At 68.7% G+C, this 16,092-nt stretch carries 16 protein-coding genes; all 16 read right to left on the bottom strand.

The window, feature by feature from the left end:
* Nucleotides 1-3: 3 nt before the first annotated feature.
* The 16 genes from BG482_RS16530 to BG482_RS16455 all read right to left on the bottom strand — a co-directional run bounded on the left by BG482_RS16530 (nucleotide 4) and on the right by BG482_RS16455 (nucleotide 16,090).
* Nucleotides 4-1,212 carry a hypothetical protein gene (locus BG482_RS16530; RefSeq protein ID WP_069769797.1) on the bottom strand — a complete coding sequence of 403 codons (1,209 nt, stop codon included), beginning with the start codon at nucleotides 1,210-1,212 and terminating at the stop codon, nucleotides 4-6.
* Nucleotides 1,212-6,017, bottom strand: a complete 4,806-nt coding sequence (locus BG482_RS16525; protein ID WP_256096385.1) for a hypothetical protein — start codon at nucleotides 6,015-6,017, stop codon at nucleotides 1,212-1,214. The genes BG482_RS16530 and BG482_RS16525 overlap by 1 nt, the downstream gene beginning before the upstream one ends.
* 372 nt (nucleotides 6,018-6,389) lie before the next feature.
* Complete coding sequence (locus BG482_RS16520; RefSeq protein WP_069769796.1) at nucleotides 6,390-6,791, bottom strand: hypothetical protein; 402 nt, start codon at nucleotides 6,789-6,791, stop codon at nucleotides 6,390-6,392.
* Between the two features lie 37 nt (nucleotides 6,792-6,828).
* Nucleotides 6,829-7,383 carry a hypothetical protein gene (locus BG482_RS16515; protein WP_069769795.1) on the bottom strand — a complete coding sequence of 185 codons (555 nt, stop codon included), beginning with the start codon at nucleotides 7,381-7,383 and terminating at the stop codon, nucleotides 6,829-6,831.
* Nucleotides 7,384-7,386: 3 nt separating this feature from the next.
* Nucleotides 7,387-7,590, bottom strand: coding sequence for a hypothetical protein (locus BG482_RS16510; RefSeq protein ID WP_141746618.1), 204 nt, complete (start codon nucleotides 7,588-7,590; stop codon nucleotides 7,387-7,389).
* Nucleotides 7,587-7,817, bottom strand: coding sequence for a hypothetical protein (locus BG482_RS16505; protein WP_069757758.1), 231 nt, complete (start codon nucleotides 7,815-7,817; stop codon nucleotides 7,587-7,589). Before BG482_RS16505 ends, BG482_RS16510 begins: the two co-directional genes overlap by 4 nt.
* Nucleotides 7,814-8,278: a hypothetical protein gene (locus tag BG482_RS16500; protein WP_141746616.1), complete on the bottom strand. Its 465-nt coding sequence runs from the start codon at nucleotides 8,276-8,278 to the stop codon at nucleotides 7,814-7,816. Before BG482_RS16500 ends, BG482_RS16505 begins: the two co-directional genes overlap by 4 nt.
* Nucleotides 8,275-8,646, bottom strand: a complete 372-nt coding sequence (locus tag BG482_RS16495; RefSeq protein WP_079141448.1) for a hypothetical protein — start codon at nucleotides 8,644-8,646, stop codon at nucleotides 8,275-8,277. Before BG482_RS16495 ends, BG482_RS16500 begins: the two co-directional genes overlap by 4 nt.
* Nucleotides 8,647-8,719: 73 nt before the next feature.
* The gene (locus BG482_RS16490) at nucleotides 8,720-9,052 is read right to left on the bottom strand and encodes a hypothetical protein (RefSeq protein ID WP_069769792.1); all 333 of its coding nucleotides are present in this window, start codon (nucleotides 9,050-9,052) and stop codon (nucleotides 8,720-8,722) included.
* A complete protein-coding gene (locus BG482_RS16485; protein WP_069769791.1) occupies nucleotides 9,049-9,489 on the bottom strand; it encodes a hypothetical protein in 441 nt (146 codons plus the stop codon). The genes BG482_RS16490 and BG482_RS16485 overlap by 4 nt, the downstream gene beginning before the upstream one ends.
* 1 nt (nucleotide 9,490) lies before the next feature.
* Nucleotides 9,491-9,949: a hypothetical protein gene (locus BG482_RS16480; protein ID WP_069769790.1), complete on the bottom strand. Its 459-nt coding sequence runs from the start codon at nucleotides 9,947-9,949 to the stop codon at nucleotides 9,491-9,493.
* Nucleotides 9,950-10,016: 67 nt separating this feature from the next.
* Nucleotides 10,017-10,931 carry a phage major capsid protein gene (locus tag BG482_RS16475; protein ID WP_069769789.1) on the bottom strand — a complete coding sequence of 305 codons (915 nt, stop codon included), beginning with the start codon at nucleotides 10,929-10,931 and terminating at the stop codon, nucleotides 10,017-10,019.
* Nucleotides 10,932-11,059: 128 nt separating this feature from the next.
* Nucleotides 11,060-11,842: a hypothetical protein gene (locus BG482_RS16470; protein WP_141746615.1), complete on the bottom strand. Its 783-nt coding sequence runs from the start codon at nucleotides 11,840-11,842 to the stop codon at nucleotides 11,060-11,062.
* A gap of 53 nt (nucleotides 11,843-11,895) precedes the next feature.
* Complete coding sequence (locus BG482_RS16465) at nucleotides 11,896-12,912, bottom strand: hypothetical protein (protein ID WP_069769787.1); 1,017 nt, start codon at nucleotides 12,910-12,912, stop codon at nucleotides 11,896-11,898.
* On the bottom strand, nucleotides 12,912-14,438 hold the full coding sequence (locus BG482_RS16460; RefSeq protein ID WP_069769786.1) for a phage portal protein: 1,527 nt from the start codon (nucleotides 14,436-14,438) through the stop codon (nucleotides 12,912-12,914). The genes BG482_RS16465 and BG482_RS16460 overlap by 1 nt, the downstream gene beginning before the upstream one ends.
* Nucleotides 14,439-14,536: 98 nt before the next feature.
* Nucleotides 14,537-16,090, bottom strand: coding sequence for a hypothetical protein (locus tag BG482_RS16455; RefSeq protein ID WP_069769785.1), 1,554 nt, complete (start codon nucleotides 16,088-16,090; stop codon nucleotides 14,537-14,539).
* Between the last annotated feature and the right edge of the window lie 2 nt (nucleotides 16,091-16,092).

Genomic DNA, 16,092 nt, shown 5'->3' with positions numbered 1-16,092 from the left:
GCGCTACCTCCTCACGCCGTAGATCGCTTCCGGCATGCATGAGACGTACTGGTTCCGCAGGTCGGTGGCCGCGTCCCCCGACACCGCTGACCCGCCGCCGGCCGCGACGCCGATCCAGAAGTCCATGGCCGTGGCGCTGCTCTTGATGACGCCTCCGTTGGTGTGCGCGGTGAAGCTGCGGGCGGATCCGACGGCGAAGCGGTTACTGTCGGAGTCGTTGGCGGTGGCGGTGACGTACCCGGATGCGGCGAAGCTGGTGTTGGTCTCCAGGCTGCTGCGGTAGGCGGCGAGCGTCGCCGACGTGCCGGTCTGGAGGTAGCCCTCGACGAACCGGGAGCCGCGGCGGAGCGTGAGGTCGAGGGTCGCCCGGCCCGGGTTCAGCCCCTTGGTCAGCCGCATGATGCACATCTCGGGGTCATTGCGGAGGAGCGTGGCCCCGTCCCACGAGGTGATCGACGCAGCCGAGCCGGCCACGGAGACGTTCCATAGCTTCGAGTGGTAGGCGCCGCCCGTGTACGCCTGCACGTCCAGCGTTGCGCTGGCCGAGGGTGCGACGTTGACGAACCCGTTCGACAGCGCCCACCCGGACGCTGCGAGGGGGACGTCGACGCCGTACACCTCCTGCGCTCCGGTCGTCGTCACCTTCACCCGGCCGACCAGGTAGGCGGTCGGCGGACAGCCCCACCGTGGGGAGGTGTTGGCGGGGACACCGCGGTACACGGTCATCGCCCCGTCCGCCCCGGTCCGGGTCATGGTGGTCGGGTTGGTGGAGCCGGTGTAGTAGCCGTAGTGCCCGATCGGCGGCGCATGCCACCGCTCACCCGTCAGGGAGAAGTCGTTCAGTCTGACTGCGCCGGTCAGCCGGGACTGGAGGTCGGTTTCGGCGTCGGAGCCGACCCGCTCCAAGCTGACCTTCCAGGTCGAGGTGACCATGTCGTTCAGGTACTCGGTGTACGTCGCCCCCGCGCTCTTGACCGTGTAGTAGCCGGAGCGCTCGGGCTTGTCCGTGAAAGTCACCGGGATGCACTGGCCTGCGACCAGGGCGTTGATGCCGTCGTGGCGGGCGATGACCTGCGCCCGTGTCAACGGCGGGTACGACTCCTGCCCTTCGAGGTCGAGGGTGCGGTCACCGCCACCGCCCTCCGTAGCGGTGAACGTCTCACGGAGGGGGATCCGCCCGATGGTGAGATCGCCCCAGCTGTATGCGGCCATCAGGCACGGCTCCTGTCGCTCTTACGGATCGCTTCCTTCACCGGGTCGGCGATCGCCTCAGCGAAGCGCCTCACCTCGGCAGGCGACGGGACAGTCATCGACTTCACCTCGACCGACACGTTGACCGTGCTACCGCCGAAGTCGGTCGCGCTCAGCCCGGTCACGATGGAGCGGAACGCCTCGTGCTCTTCGGCGGTGAGGACTGCTTCTGGCTTCCGCGTCTTGTTGATCGCGAGCGTCGCGCCGGGCTGGAGCAGGCCACCCGAGTCGTACTTCGCCGCGGGTGCGAAGCCCCACCGGCTGGTGAACATGGGGTCGTTGTAGCCGCGGGCGCCCTTGCCCATGTGGACGCCGGCCCCGCCCGAGGACTCGACGTTCATTCCGGCGAGCGTGCCCGCGGTGTGGCCCACGCCGGAATTTGTGACCCCGATCATGAAGGGGGAGTTCAGGTTCCTAACCCACCCGGACGGGCCGGAGTTCCCGACGAACGAGCCGGTCGCCCAGCGACGGTGCGGGCGCTCCCCACGGATCACCGACTCGATCGCCGACATCAGACCCGAACAGTCCCAGGACGGGTTGCCGTTGCCCGCCCACTGGTAGGGCAGCCCGTTCTGCGTCTTCACCCACGACAAGGCCTTCTGTACGGCCGGCCCGCCGACTGCCTTCTTGTCCTCCGTGCCGAGGAAGCCGAGCATCGAGTCCAACGCCTTGTTGGAGAGGCCCTTCATCAGGGAGCCGACACCGCCCGACGGGATGGAGTTGATGAGGGGGCGGACCAGGGAGCCGATAGCCGACTGTGCCGCCGATTTGAGGCCGCCGATGACGAGGTCTTTCGCCCACGACGCGACGGAGGAGACGGCGCCACCAATCCCGCTGGTGATCTTCCCGACGATGCCGCCCGACGCGAAGTGCTGCGCGGGCCCCTGGTACCGCTGCCGCTCCTGCTGCGGGCTGGGGTTCCCGCCCGTCTTCGTAGGGCGGTCCTTCTGCAACATGGCATCGATTGCCCGGTGGCCGCCGAGCTGCTCGACCTCGGGCACCGACAGGACGCGCTCCTTGGGCGTGAGCATCGCCGGGACGGTGTCGCGATTCCCGCTGCCAGGGACGACGCCGCCCTTGTTGAAGCCCAGCGCGATCGAGGGAAGCGTCAGCTTGCTGCTGATCTTCCCGGCGATCGTGTTCCACATCTTGCGGATGCCGTTGTTGTAGACGTGGTCGACGACCCACTTCACCGGGGCGCTGATCTTCGACTTGATGCCGTCCCAGACGGTGCCCATCCCCGTCTTCAGCAGGGAGAACGCGTTGGTCATGTTCGACTTGAACGCGGCGATCTTTCCGCTGATCGTGGCGATCACCGACGTGACCTTCGACGTGACGCCCGTCCACATCGACGACCAGGTGTTCGACAGCGACGTCTTCAGGCTCGTGAACTGTGACTTCACGGACGCCCACGCGTTGGTGAGCGACGTCCGCATCCCCGACCAAAAGCTGTTCCAGCGGGAGGTGAGGCCAGACCAGATACTGTTCCACGTGTTCACCAGCCACGTCTTCAGCGCGGTGTAAATCTCCTTCGTCTTCGTCCACAACTGCGTGAACCAACTAATGATCGCCTTCACCAAGTCGGGGATGATGCTGTGCCCGACGAGGACGTCGTACAGCCAACGGAACTTGTCGACGATCCAGCCGACGACCTCGCCCACCTTGTTGGAGAACGTCGTCAGCCAGCCGATGATCGTGGTTATCACCGGGACGAGGATCCCGATCGCACCCGCCAGTACCGTCGCCAGCAGCCCGGCCAGCTTGATGATCAGCGGCATCAACGGCATCAACACCTGCATCGCCAGGTTCAGCAGCGACAGCGCCAGCTGAGTCAGCGGCGGGATCAGCGGCACCAGCGCGGCGATGAGCTGCGGGAACATCGGAGCCAGCGCGGCGAACAACTGGCCGAACATGCCGATCACCGGAACCAGGGCTGTGATCACCGGCGCGAGTCCCTTCGCCAGCGCCGCCACCAACGACACCAGCGCCCCACCGATCGACTTGAACACCGGCGCCAAGGCCTTCACGATCTCCGCGATCACCGCGCCCAACGGCACCAGCAGCGGCATCAACGCCTGCACCAGCCCCACCAGGACACCGCCGATGTCACCGATCACCGGGAGCAGCGCGTCAATGATCGGCGCCAGGGCCTTGCCCAGCGTGTCCGCCAACTGCGCGAGGACCGGCCCGAACCGCGTCGCCAACTCGGTCACCACCGGGGCCAGCGCCGCCAGCAGCGGCATCACCGCCTGAATCACCGCGCCGAGCGTCCCCGCGAACAGCTTCGCGATCGCGTTGACCGCCTGGAAGATCGAGGCGAGGGCCTTCTGTACCTCAGGCATCGCCGTAACCCGGCGCAACTCCGCGAACAACGCCCCGAGCGTCCCCAGCGCATCCCCGCCGCCAGCAGCCGCAGCCTTCATGATGTTGCCGAGCGCGCCGAACAGGTCGCCGAGCATGTGCCCGAACTGCTTGGCCACCTCGATCGCACCGTTGATCGACGTCTCCAACGCACCCGACTTGAACGCCGTCGCGATCCGCTGCGAGATCCGGTCCGCAGCCCCGCCGGCCGCGGCAGTCAGACGGGCGAACGCCGGAGACGCGGCGACGGAGATCTGCGTGAGCCCGGTGAGGAACTGGCCCGGCACCCGGTTAAGGTTCGCGAAGCCAGCGTTCAGGCCGTCGAACATCGACTTCAGGGTGCCGGTCTTCGACAGCTCGATGACCGCGGACGCTGCGCCCTTCGCCATGGCGTTGAGGTTGTCGGCCATGCCGCCGAGCCCGGCCCGCAGTGGCGGAATCACCGCGGTGGACAGGCTGGTGAACGTCTGCCCGAGCCCGGCCATCAGCCGGTTCTGTACGTCGAGTTTCAGGCCCCGCCACGCTTCTCGCTGCGCAATGACCGCGTCCACGAAGGCGCGGGCGTTCGGCGCCAGCTTGGCCATGGCGTCGCCGAGCTTGTTCGTGGCCGCCGCACCGGACTCCTGCGCGTAGGCGAGGTTCCGGGCGGCGTCGGCTACCGCGTCTTGAGCGTCGGCGATCTGCCGCGCCCCATCGACCGCGGCTTTCCTTGCGGCTTCCCGGGCGTCGGCGACTTCCCGCTCGGCCAGCATGACCTTTTGCAGACCGTCCGCCGTCGTCTGCGCCTGGTCCCGCTCCGCATCCTGCAGCGCCTGCGTCTTGTCGATCGCTGCCTGGCTGGCGTCAGTGATGGTCTGCTTCGCCCCGACGACCTTCTTCGAGCCCTCGACACCCGCCTTGTTAGCCTCCTCGGTCTGCGTCTGCAGGCGAGCCGTCTCGGTCTGCTGCTCCTCCAGGGCTTGGACGGCCTTGTCATAGGCGAGCTGCGCCTTGTCCAGCTCCTCCTTCGTCGCCTTGCCGCCTTTGGCCTTGACCGCGGTCAGCTCCTGCTCGGCGTCCTGAAGGTCCAACACCTTCTGGCGTTGGTCGAGCTGGGCGTCTTCGAGCCGGTTGTTGAGGTCTTCCAGCTCCTGCGCGGCTTCCTTGCGGGCCCCGGTCAGGTCGAGTTGCGCCTGCCGGGCCGCGCGCTGCGCGTCGGCGAGATCGCGTTCAGCGGAGGCAACCTGCTGGGCAGCCCTGCGGTTGGCATCCGCGACGTCCTGCACCGTGCCTTTGAGGGAGCGTTGGGCGTCCTCGATCTGCCGGGCCGCCGCGACACGCGCCTCCGCGGCACGCTGCTCGGCGTCCTGCACACCCTGCTGCGCCTTCGCCAGCGACCGCTGAGCGTTCTCCAGCGAGTGCGTCGACTTCGCCGCGGCGGAGGCCGACTTCTCGGCCGGCGCAAACGCTGCTTTGAACGCGTCCCCGATCCCGCTGGTGCCGACCTTGACCGCAGCGAACGCCAAAGCGAGTGAGAGGACCGCGGGCGCCGCAAGGGCGGCGGCCGGGCCCATCGCGACCAGCGACTGACCGAGGGACGCGATCGTGGGCAGCGCCCCGATGGCGGCCGCGGCCAGCATGACCAGACGGGACGACAGCATGCCGACCCCACCGGCCCCGCCACTCGCGTTGCCGCCCAGCCCTGCGAGTCCGGCGAGGCTGCCGAGCATGCGCGTGCGGACGTTGACGGTGCGGTCGCGGGTGAGGAAGCGCAGGCTGTTGGCGGCGTCGGTGGTGTCGGCGCGCGCCTGCACGGTCATGGTGCGGCGCCGCGTGAGGTTGGCGATGCTGTCGGCCGCGACCCTCGTGTCGACGTCGATGCCGATGCGTACCTGGCGGCGAGCCGTGAGGTTGCGGATTTCGTCGGCGGCGACGCGGGTGTCGACGGACGCCCGGATCTTGACGGTGCGGTCGGCCGTCAGTTTGTCGAGCTTCGCAATAGCGCGGTCGTAGGCGGCCTGATTCACCTCCGCCAAGATGTCGACAGTTCGCGGGAGAGCTGAAAGGTCCGCAAGGGCGGTGCCGTCGAAGTCCACGTCGACCCGGACAGTGCGGTCCCGGGTGAGGTGCGCCAGAGCTTCAGCCGTCGTCTCCGTATCGGCGGCCGTCGCGATCCGGATGTTGCGCCGCTGGACGAGGTTCTTCAGCTCGTCGGCAGCCACGCGGGTTTCAGCGGAGGCCGTGATCTTAGTGACCCGGTCCTTGACGAGCCTGTCGAGTTTCGCGATGGCGTCTTTGTCATCGAGGTCGACCCCCACAGAGACGCTGTGTTTCGCGCCCTTGAGGCGGGTCATGGCGGCGTCGTAGCCGGACTCGTCGGCCGTGACCTCGACGTATCCCTCGGCGATCCTAAAAGCCCCGGCCACGTCATCCGCCTCCCATGCTCACCAGTCCGGGGAACTGCATCCGGAACGCCGTTAGCGACACCTCGCGGTTCTCGCCGTCCGCGCTTGTGGGCGCGGGGGTACTGCTGGTGCGGGTTGGGGTCGTGCTGGCCGACTGGTCGTCGCGTTCGGCTTCCGCGCGGGCCGCCATCACGCCCTGGTAGGCGGTCAGGCGGTAGGCGAGAGCGAAGTAGCGGCGGGCCGATATCGGCTGCTGTTCGAGGTCGATGCCGTAGATCGCGAGGAAGTCGGCATCGAGGTCATCGAGGTGGTCCAGGACCCAGGAGACCTCTTGCAGCCGGTCTGCGGCTGGGTCCAGCCATGGCGGGGTGAGCAGCCAGTCATGCAGGCTGGTCAGCCACGCGCTTTTCCCTCCTTCTTCTCCGCCTGCCCGAGCGCGAGGTCGACGATGAGCTTGACGATGCGCTCCAGCTGGTCCTCCTCCACGGCCTTGGACTGCTCCAGCGCCATGTAGGCGTCCTCGCCCAGGACACGGATCAGGAGCGGCGGCGTCGCCAACTCATGCCCGGACTCCCGGGCCTGCCGCAGGTACTGCAGCGCGACTCCCGGGGCGATCTTCTTCGGGATCGTGTACGCGTCGTCACCGATGTAGAAGAGGGGCACGCGCTCCTCTTCCACGTCAGCGTCGGCTGCGATCCGGATGGGCTCAAAGTCCGCCAGCGGGTCGCTGCCTGCCACGGGCTTCGCGGCGGCCCGCTTGCGGGCTGCGGTGGTCTGACGAGTGGTGGATGCCATGGGTGATGCTCCTCGATCGGACAGAGGTGAAGGCCGGTTAGACCTGGTCGACGATGTGGAAGGGGGTGATCACGCTCGACACGTAGTGGCCTGCGAACTTCACCGGCAGCAACGTCTGCTTGTCCTTGGTGTAGGCGAGTTCCGTGGAGTCGGTGTTGAGCATGCGGCGGCCGATGACGCGGCGGGTGCCGCCGGGGCCGAGACCGTCCATGATCACGGCGAAGTAGTTCGGCTGTGTCGCCGAGCTGGTCACGTTGGGGTCGAACGACTTGAAGCCCGCACCGCTGGCGGCGGTGCCACCGTTCAGGGAGATCGACAGGTTCTCCAGCGTGGCCTCGGCGAGGGAGGTCTCGATGGTGAAGTCCTGCTTGGTCAGCCGGCTGCCGACGCGGAGGGTGATCTGGTCGACCTCCAGCTCCGAGTAGGTCTGGTCGACGGACAGCTTGACGCCGTCCTGCGTGCCGCCCAGGTCGGTCCAGCTGCTCGCGGGCGGGACCGCGTTCACCGCCGTGTCGGCGGGCTCGACGGCACCGAAGTTGCCCTTGTAGAGGGTCGCCGGGCCCTGGATCAAGTTCGTCGTGATCACGCTCACTGGTCAGTTCTCCTTGCTTCCGGCCGGGCCGGCGGTGGGCTTCTTCGCGGGGTTGACCGGCAGCGGGGGCGCTGCCGTGGCCGGGGGTTCGGGCTCGGTGCCGTCGTCGTCGACGAGGAGCCCCATCCGCTGCAGGTCGAGGTACTCGGCGTCGTCGACCTCGATGTCCCGGTCGGGCTGCATGGTGGTCCGGACAGTGCGACTCATCGGTAGGCACTCCTCACGAGGGGGAACTGGTGGTGGGAGAACTGCGGGTGGAAGCGCAGCTCGATGGTCTGCTCGGGCGGGATGCTCCGCGGGCAGTCGACGATGCGGACGGGCCCGGTGATCAGGAACTCCAGCTCGCCCCGGCTGTTGTGGACGATGACGCGCCCGTTCCAGGTGAGGAGGTCGCCGCCGAGTGCGGTGGCTTGGATCGCGTACCGACGGCTCATGACGGGACCTCCGTCCAGGCGATGACGAGGCCGGGGATGTCGTAGCGGGCGTAGGAGGAGGCGTCGTCTGTGATCCTGCGCGGGTCACCCACCACGTAGGCCGACTTGACCTGCACGCTGGGGTAGCTGCCGGGCAGGGTGAGCGTCTGCGGGATGCTCGGGTGGTCGAGGCAGGCTGCGACGATCGCCTCAGCCAGAGTGGCGGCCTGGTTCCACGGCGGCTTCTGCGAGGTCGGGTTGGCGGCCCAGCAGGACACGCCCATCACCGGGGTACGCAACGGCACGTAGATGTTCGACGACCCGCCTGCGACGACGAGAGTGACGAACCCGCCGTCAGCCCACGACAGGGTTCCGTCCACGCCCGGCTTGGGGAGGGTGGTGGCGACGCGGTCACCGACGACCGTGGACAGCCAGGCCGTTGCCACCAGCTCGGGCGTCGCGCGCAGCACAGGCGTCGTCATGCCGTCCTCCGCTGGAACAGAGCCGGCCGGAGGTAGGGCATGGGCGCGGTGCCGGGGTGATTGACGCGCGCCACCGGATGCGCGGCCCCCGGCCAGTACAAGGCCTTTTTGTTCCGCGGGAGGATGACGTGCGGGGCCGTGCCCATCTCGACGTCGGTGGCGTAGTTGCAGTCCAGCGAGCCGACGCGCAACACCTTGTCGTGGCACTCGGCACGCAACGAGTCATGCAGGCGGCCACTGCGCTTGTGTACGTAGTCGCGGGCATCTCCGAGGATGGCGTCGCCGATGACGTCCTGCATCCACTCGTTGGTCGCCGCGTCGACATGCGCTCGCGCGGAAGGATCGATCCGAATCCCGGATCGTGCCATGGCCGCCCTCCTCTCCAGAGAGTGGTCTCGTGCGGGCCGCCTGGTCTCCCCAGGCATGTGGCCCCGTGTGCTGTTAGGTGGTGCGCCGCAGGTCGAGCCGGATGTCCGGCACCGATGCGGGGTTCGCCATCGACGAGGTCGCGTCGACGATGTAGGTGGCGCCGGTCCGCTCGTCGAGGAGCCGGTCCTGGTCGGTGACGTCGGTGCCTGCCGGGACGCGGGCCACGGCGTAGCGGACGATGCGGGGGGTGGGGTCGTCGCGGCTGGTGACGCGGCGGGACTGCTCGGTCAGGCTGGCCGGGACCCCGGTGCAGACGGGGGTGTCGGTGTCTTGCTCGTCGCCGTAGGCGTCGGTGGTGGTGCCGCGGATGATGCTGACGCGGGTGGTGGCGATGGCCTGCATCACGCACCCCCGTGGTAGGGGGCCCAGACCAGCGAGTCGTCCGCAGCGTCCGACAGGACGGTCCCCACTGGGCCCGCGCCTTCGATTGCGGAGCGGACGTGCACGGTCCGGGATCGCATCCACGACACCTTGCGCAAGGCGCGGGCGGCCATGGGTGCGAGGACCAGGCCGTCGCCCGTCAGGGTGGAGGAGACCTGATCCTGCTGGATTTGCGTGGCATCCAACCGCGACTCCAGCCCGAACTGACCTGCCATCCATGCGGCCTGGTAGGCGACGGCCCGGCCCAGCCAGTAGAGGTCTCGTGTCCGCATCCGATCCTGGTCGGGGTAGATGCGGTTGCTGAAGACCTCGATCGCGGCCTGCGCCTGGGCAAGCTGCTGGTCCGTCACGGACACGCCGGTGGCGTCGATGACGTCCTGTGTGCTCGCCCAGGCGTCCACGTCAGGGCTCCAGCTTGCTGCTGCTGGTGTCCTTGCCGTCGGCCTCGATCACGTCGCGGGGCGTGGTCGTGTCCTCCGGTGCGTGGTCGACCGACGACGGGACGGTCTCGACGGAGTAGGTGAGGACGACGGATACGCCGTCCTCGTGGTCCTCGTCGCCGTAGAAGCTGGCCTCGCCGCGGGGGTGGAGGCCGCGCTGGATCGCCTCGTTCGCGACGGCCGCCTTGTTGGCCTCGTGCTGGTATTCCTCGCCCGTCCAGCTGTCGCCGTGGACGACGAACGTCTTGACGTATCGGGTGCCCTCCGCGCCGTCGGCGGAGCGCTCGTCGACCTCGACTGCCGGAGCGCCGACCTTCGCCGGGAACTGCCGCTGCCGAAGCTGCTCGCGGTCCTCGTCCTTGGCGGGCTGCGTCTGCTCGGCCGTGGTCTTGCTGCTGCTGGTGGTCTTCCGTGCTGCCATGGCTCACCTCCCTGCCTTGCCGCCGCACCGCCCGGAGCCACGGGCGGTGCGGGGTATCGGGGGTGGGTCAGCCGACGAGGATCGCTGCGCCGCCCGGGTGGCCGTAGGCGAAGCCGCGGCGGGCGCGCATCTTGAGGATCGACTCGTCCGTCAGCGCGGAGAGGCCGTCGCGTCCGTCGATGAACACGGACTCGGGGCCGGAGCGGACGCCGAGGAGGAGCAGCTCGGGGTTGACGAACGCCATGATCGGACGGCCGGTCGGGGCGCTGGTGGCGGTCGCGGAGATCTTCGCGCCGAGGGACCAGCGGACCGAGACACCGAAGATGGTGTCCGGGGTGCCCTGCCCGTTCTCGTTGAAGATCGGGCGGGACTGGCCGTCGACGACACCACGCAGGCTCTTACGGAACGCCGGGTGCGCGATCGCAACCATGGCACCGGGATCGAAGTAGTCCCCGGACTCGACGTTGCCGATCGCGGTGGAGAACTCGCCGTAGGTCGGGATGCCGGTGCTGGCGGCGGTGGTGATGTTCGTGCCGCCCGTGTAGGAGAGCGTGGCGTCCGTGGTGTTGAGCAGCTGGTACAGGCTGGTGAACGGGATCGTGGTGCCGTTCTCCGCAGCGCTGACCGCGAGGGACGCGTTGTCGATCATCTTGGCGTAGGAGCGGCCCCAGCCGAGCATCTTCGCTTCGATGACGTTCGCCACCGAGTCGTCGATGTCCTCTTCCGCGATGCGCGCGGCCTTGCCGAACTTGCGCGCCGTCAGCAGGACCTCGTCGTTGAGGGACGTGTCCTCGCCGTAGGCCCCGCCCTTAGCGACGACGTCCACGCCCATGCCCGCGGTACGCGGTACGTGCTTGGTGTCGGAGCCCATCGGGATGCGGGAGGCGAGCGCCTCAACCGCGGACATCTGATTGATCGCCTGGATGACGCGGGAGGACTCGTACTCCTCCGGGATCCATGCCTCAAGGGTATTGCGTGCCACGGGGGCCCTCCTGCGGGCGACGTGATGGGGGTGCTGGTCAGCGCGGCCCCATCACGGGCGCCTTCGCAAAAGGCGGTGGTCGCTCCATCGCGGAGCAATTCACCTGGTGATGAATATACCTGCGGCTGTCAAGCCTTGCCGAGGATCCGCTGCGCGTGCCTCTCCGCCGTCGACTTCGGCTGCTCCACCGCCGCCGGACGAGGCGCACCCGTCGGCCGCGCCTTCACCCGCCGCGCCGGCGCAGAAAACAGCTCCGGGTAGTCCCGGCGCAGCTCATCCACCGCCGCCTCCAGACCGGACACGGAGCCGTCGTCGTCGACGTCCAGGGCGTCGGTGTCGACCAGCTTCAGCAGCCGCTTCAGCCGCGACTCGCCCTTCTCCCGGGCCCCCTGGGATTCGGGGTCCTTCTCGTCCTGGAGGAACGCGAGCGCCCCGGCTTCGACGAGCGCGGAGCGGGCCGCGGTCTGGACGAGCGGTGCCCGGTAGCGGCGTTCGCCTTCCTCGCGGGCCTCACGGAGCGCCTTCTCGTGCTCGGACTCGTCGCCGCGGGCCTTGTCCTCCAGCTCCTTGTTACGGAGCCGGTGGCGCTTGGCGTCTTCGTTGGCCTTCTTCAGCGCGGCCTGCGCCTTCGCCCATTCTGTCTTCGACGGCGGCGTGTAGTCGTCGTCCTCGGGCTTCGGCTCCGTCTTCTGCGCCGGGGGCTTGGGCTTCGGTGCCTCGTCGGGCTCCGGCTCTTCGTCCGTCTCCGCCTCGGGCTCGTCGTCGACCTCGACCTCAATGTCGGGCTCGTCGTCGGTCTCCGCGCCGCCAGCGATGACGTGGATCGGGCGGCCGTCAGCGCGGTAGCCGAGGATCGTGCCCGGGGGCAGGCTGATCGCGTCGGGGTGGTCGGTGTTGGGGTGGATGCCCATCTGTTCCTCCATCACGGGGGTGGTGTTCGGTCGCCCATCGCGGGGACCGGGCTTTATGCGGCGGCCGGGAATCGGCCGGCTTGGAGTGCGGTGCGGGCTCGGGCTTCGACCGCGGGCAGCAGGTCGGGTTCGGTGCGCAGGAGTTCGCGGACGGCTCGCAGGCGGGCGGCGCGGGACTCGGAGGGGCGGGCGCGGCCGTAGGCGATCGACCGGTGCGCCTCACGCCGCAGGGCGAGTGGGAACGGGATCCCGGCAGTGGTCCACGCGTCGTCCCACGGCACCGCGCGGCAGCGGCAGTGGCTGTGCAGGGGCGGGCCTTCCACACCCGGCAGGCGGGCGGCGCGCTGGCGCGGATCCCACGACAGACCGCCCGGGAACGGCTGATCCGCGGCCACGACACGGCCGGTGTAGGCGAGGCAGCGCACGCACGCATCCGCCTCCGACACCCACAGCCGCAGCGGGGCAGTCGCCCGGACGACAGCGTCCAGGCCTTCGTGCACGGCGGTGTTGATGACCCAGGCGATGTGCGCGCGGACGGCGGGAATCGCGGCCCGAGCAGCCCCTAGCCCGGCCAGCATCTGCGACCACCGGTGGACACGATCCGGATGCAGCAGAAACAAGGCTCGGTCCCGGCGCTCCGTCACCATGTCCCGCAGCCGATGCGCTTCAGCACGCAGCACACGACCCACCACCGGCACCCGCGGCTCGGACTCGCGGCGCCCCGACGCGGCACGCACGAACTCCGTGCCCTGACGCACCCCCAACGCGAGGGCCGGCCCGAGCTTGTCGGAGAGCGCACCGGGTGCGCGGTCGGCGATATCGCTGAGGAGGCGACGCACCGCGGCCTGCGCTGTGGCGAGGATCTGGCGTAGCGCGCCGCCCGACATAGCGGGTTGGGCGGGGCCGCCGAACGCCCGGGTCCACGCGTCGAGGATCCGGCGAATCAGCTCCTCGAACGCCCGGTCCGTACCGCGCAGCGCCTGGCCGGTGATCTCGTCCTCCAAGTCGACGACTTCACTGGTGTGATCGCCTTGGACGAGGGCGGCGAGGTGCTTGCTGCGGTACGGCATCAGGACTCCTCCTGCGCCGTGGCGAGGGCTTCGAGGTCGTCGATCGCGCCGGCCATCAGCGCGGCGACCTGCTCCTCGGTGATGACGCCCAACGTCTTCGCCGTGCCCAGCTTCTGCGCCGAGTCGGCGAGGGAGGCGAGGACGTCGACCCGCCGCTGCAGTTCCGCGTCGTCGACCCCAGCAAGCCAGGAGTCGACCTGCTCGGCGCGGTAGCCGGCCTCCATGAGGGCCTGCCGGCGCGGCACTCCGGCGTCGATCTTGGCTTTGACGGTCTGCCAGCCCTCCGCGGACGACACCGACCGGGCAGGCACCCAGTCGACGGTGACGACCGGGTCCTCGATGCCGAGGCGGCGCAGCGCGAACACGAAGGCGGCGTGCGTCTCCGCTCCATAGCCCGTCTGCCGGTCCTCGATCTTGCTGATGAAAGGGCTGTCCTCCTCCTGGAAGGAAACCCCAGAGCGCTGACTGGAGGACTGCGGATCGAACATGCGCAGAGGCGTCTCGGTGATCTGCGCCATCGCCCGCACGTTGAACTGAATCGGGTTGAGGAACACGTCCGGGTCTGCCGCGTCGAACTGGCCCACGCTCTTGTAGCCGCGGAGCAGCCACATCTCACCCGGGCCGGCCTTCAGGCTGGAGTCGGCGCCAGAGTCGGACGGGCCTACACCGTTCTCGTCGAGGGGCCAGTCGCCGTCATCGAAGTCGCCGGGCTCCAGGTCGCTGGTGTCCGTGGTCGCGGTCTCGGTCAGGGCGTACCGCTGGGGTGCGCCCTGGTAGTCGACCGTCCCCATATGCGTGGCCTGGAGTTTGGTGATCGCGTTCTGCGGGCCGTAGGCGCCGTAATGCTCCGGCACCCCATACGGCCTGTCCGTCCTGAAATGGAAGACGGGCTGCTCGCCCCACTCGTGCGGGAGGAACCACGACTCCGGGTCCTCCGGGTCGGCGGGCCAGTGCAGCCAGTCGCCGGGCTTGCTGCCGTCGGAGTTCTCGCCGGTCGTCCAGCGTTCGGTGCGGTCGTCGTAGTACAGCTCGGCGCGCTGGTACTTACCCTCACACCACTTCTTGATCGTGTACGCCTTACGGCGCGGGTTGTCCTCGGCGTAGATCACCCGGACGGTCTGCGGGGAGTTGTAGAACATCTCGACGCGAACGACGTTGCCCTTGTCGTCCTCGACGGGCAGGACCATGAGGTAGGCGTCGCCGTACTCGCCGGCCCGCCGGAACAGGTTCTTCATCTCCAGGTTGAGCTGGTTGTCCTGCCAGATCTGGGAGATGAGGGTGTTCGTCGCCTCGTCGGGGCTCGTGATTGAGGCGATTTTCAGCCGGTTGGTGACGGCGTTGACGGGGGTCTTCGCAAAGTTCAGATCGAAGTCGATGTCGTGGACGGCGAGGGCGCGGCGCAAACGGATGGAGGTGAAGACCTCGGGGACTTTGCCGTCGTAGTAGGTCTGCGCCTGGTCGTAGGCGGGGCGGGACTCTCTCAGTTCGGCGATGCCGTACATGAGGTCGACGTGCTCGTCATCCAATGCGACCTCCCAGACGTGACCTTTGAATCGAAGGATAGCCGCTCACTTCAAGCCCGCCAGTACCGCAACAGGAAGGCCTTCACCATCGAATCCACGGATCACACGTAGCTGGCGCGCGCAGCGCTCGGCGCCGCCTGCTTCTTCTCCGGCGGGATGAATCTGCGGATCGCACTCCCCGCCGCATCCACAAGGTCATCGTTCGGAGCCTTCGGGAACGCGCACATCTGCTCCTCCAACTCCCGCAGCCTGCGCGCGTGCAGCACCCGGCCCCGCTGGTAGTAGCCCAGCACGCCCTCCGCGCGCACGAACTTCGGCTCGGTCTGACTGACCGGCTTCACCTTCACCGGCATGTCGTGCAGGATCGCCTTCCACACGTCGTGCCCCTGGTTCACCTCGATCAGCACCAGACCGATCCGCGGCCACTCATCGAGCAGCGCCAGCACCCGCTCACGCAGCTGCTCACCCGGCGGGATCTTCACCGCGAGCGCCTCGTGCACCGTGCACCGCCGGGTCTGCGCGGACCACGACACCACGGCCAGGCCGGTGAAGTCCGAGGCGCGTTTCGCCGTGACCGCCGGGTCGATCGACAGCATCATGTGCGTGACCGGGTCCGGGCCTTCCTCGCCGGGGTAGCGGAAGTCGTCCGGCGTCCACAGGTCACCGTCGGCGCCCATGGGGTCGTTGGCGTAGTTCTTCGCGAACGACCTGGTGTGCTCGATCGACTTCAAGTAGGACAGCGGCCACTTCGCCGGCCACACGCTCCGTTCATACCCGCCCGCCGTCTTGATGATCGGCGGGGTGTAGTGGGCTTCGAACCCCTCGTCCCGGATCCACTCGGCGGTCTCGACGCCGCGGGCGTGCTTGACGAGCTGGTGGACGATGCTGCCGGGGAGTGTGACGGTCCCGGAGATGACGACGCGGGCGTACACGTTGAGGGGGAGGATCGCGTCGACGAGGGTGGTGCGCCGCTTGCGTGCCAGTTCGGGGCCGTAGCTGCTCTCGTCGGGCTCAATGTCATCGCACAGGATGAGGTCGGGGCGCTGCTCGCCGACTTTCATACCGAGATTGCTGCTGTCGATGCCGCGGGCCGCGAAGACGAAGCCGGACTCGGCCATGTACATGGACTGGGTGTCCGCGATGTTGGTCCCGGACGGACGCTTGGCTGCGGTGCAAAGCTTCGGGTAGTCGCGGCGGAGCAGCGCGTTCGTGTCGATCTCCCGCTTGAACGTGGCGAGATGCGTCTGCGCGGGGCCGGCAGCCATTGCGAACGCGGCGGCGAAGCGGACGTGGCCGTGGGCGGCGGCCCAGGTGGGGAGGATGAGGAACCACCACGTGGACTTGCCCATGTTGCGGGGGGCGATGTAGGCGTGCCGGTTCTCGCCGGGGCCGGCGGGTTGGCGGATCCAGTGGCGGGCGGCGCGGCACCAGTCGAGGTGGGCGTCGCCGAACGTGACCCGGCCTTCGTCGTCTTTGAGGTGGTGCTTGAGGTAGACGAGGGCGAACAGGAGGGGGTCGAGACGCGTGAGGGTGCGCCGACCTTCGGGATCGGCGAGGAGGCGTTCGTCGAACTGGGCGAGGTAGGTGTGGAGGTCGAACGTTTCGGCGTCCAGGCCGTCGAGGTAGCCGGCCGCTGGCGGGGCGGCGGTGGTCATGG

This window comes from Streptomyces sp. LUP30 (assembly GCF_001746365.1).
GTDB lineage: Bacteria > Actinomycetota > Actinomycetes > Streptomycetales > Streptomycetaceae > Streptomyces.
This window is presented reverse-complemented; position numbering and strand designations above follow the sequence as displayed.

Coding starts and splice junctions, on each gene's coding strand:
- BG482_RS16470 (WP_141746615.1), bottom strand. CDS start 11,842: ATGGGCATCCACCCCAACACCGACCACCCCGACGCGATCAGCCTGCCC.
- BG482_RS16510 (WP_141746618.1), bottom strand. CDS start 7,590: ATGAGTCGCACTGTCCGGACCACCATGCAGCCCGACCGGGACATCGAG.
- BG482_RS16500 (WP_141746616.1), bottom strand. CDS start 8,278: ATGACGACGCCTGTGCTGCGCGCGACGCCCGAGCTGGTGGCAACGGCC.
- BG482_RS16455 (WP_069769785.1), bottom strand. CDS start 16,090: ATGACCACCGCCGCCCCGCCAGCGGCCGGCTACCTCGACGGCCTGGAC.
- BG482_RS16465 (WP_069769787.1), bottom strand. CDS start 12,912: ATGCCGTACCGCAGCAAGCACCTCGCCGCCCTCGTCCAAGGCGATCAC.
- BG482_RS16530 (WP_069769797.1), bottom strand. CDS start 1,212: ATGGCCGCATACAGCTGGGGCGATCTCACCATCGGGCGGATCCCCCTC.
- BG482_RS16480 (WP_069769790.1), bottom strand. CDS start 9,949: ATGGCAGCACGGAAGACCACCAGCAGCAGCAAGACCACGGCCGAGCAG.
- BG482_RS16495 (WP_079141448.1), bottom strand. CDS start 8,646: ATGGCACGATCCGGGATTCGGATCGATCCTTCCGCGCGAGCGCATGTC.
- BG482_RS16505 (WP_069757758.1), bottom strand. CDS start 7,817: ATGAGCCGTCGGTACGCGATCCAAGCCACCGCACTCGGCGGCGACCTC.
- BG482_RS16520 (WP_069769796.1), bottom strand. CDS start 6,791: ATGGCATCCACCACTCGTCAGACCACCGCAGCCCGCAAGCGGGCCGCC.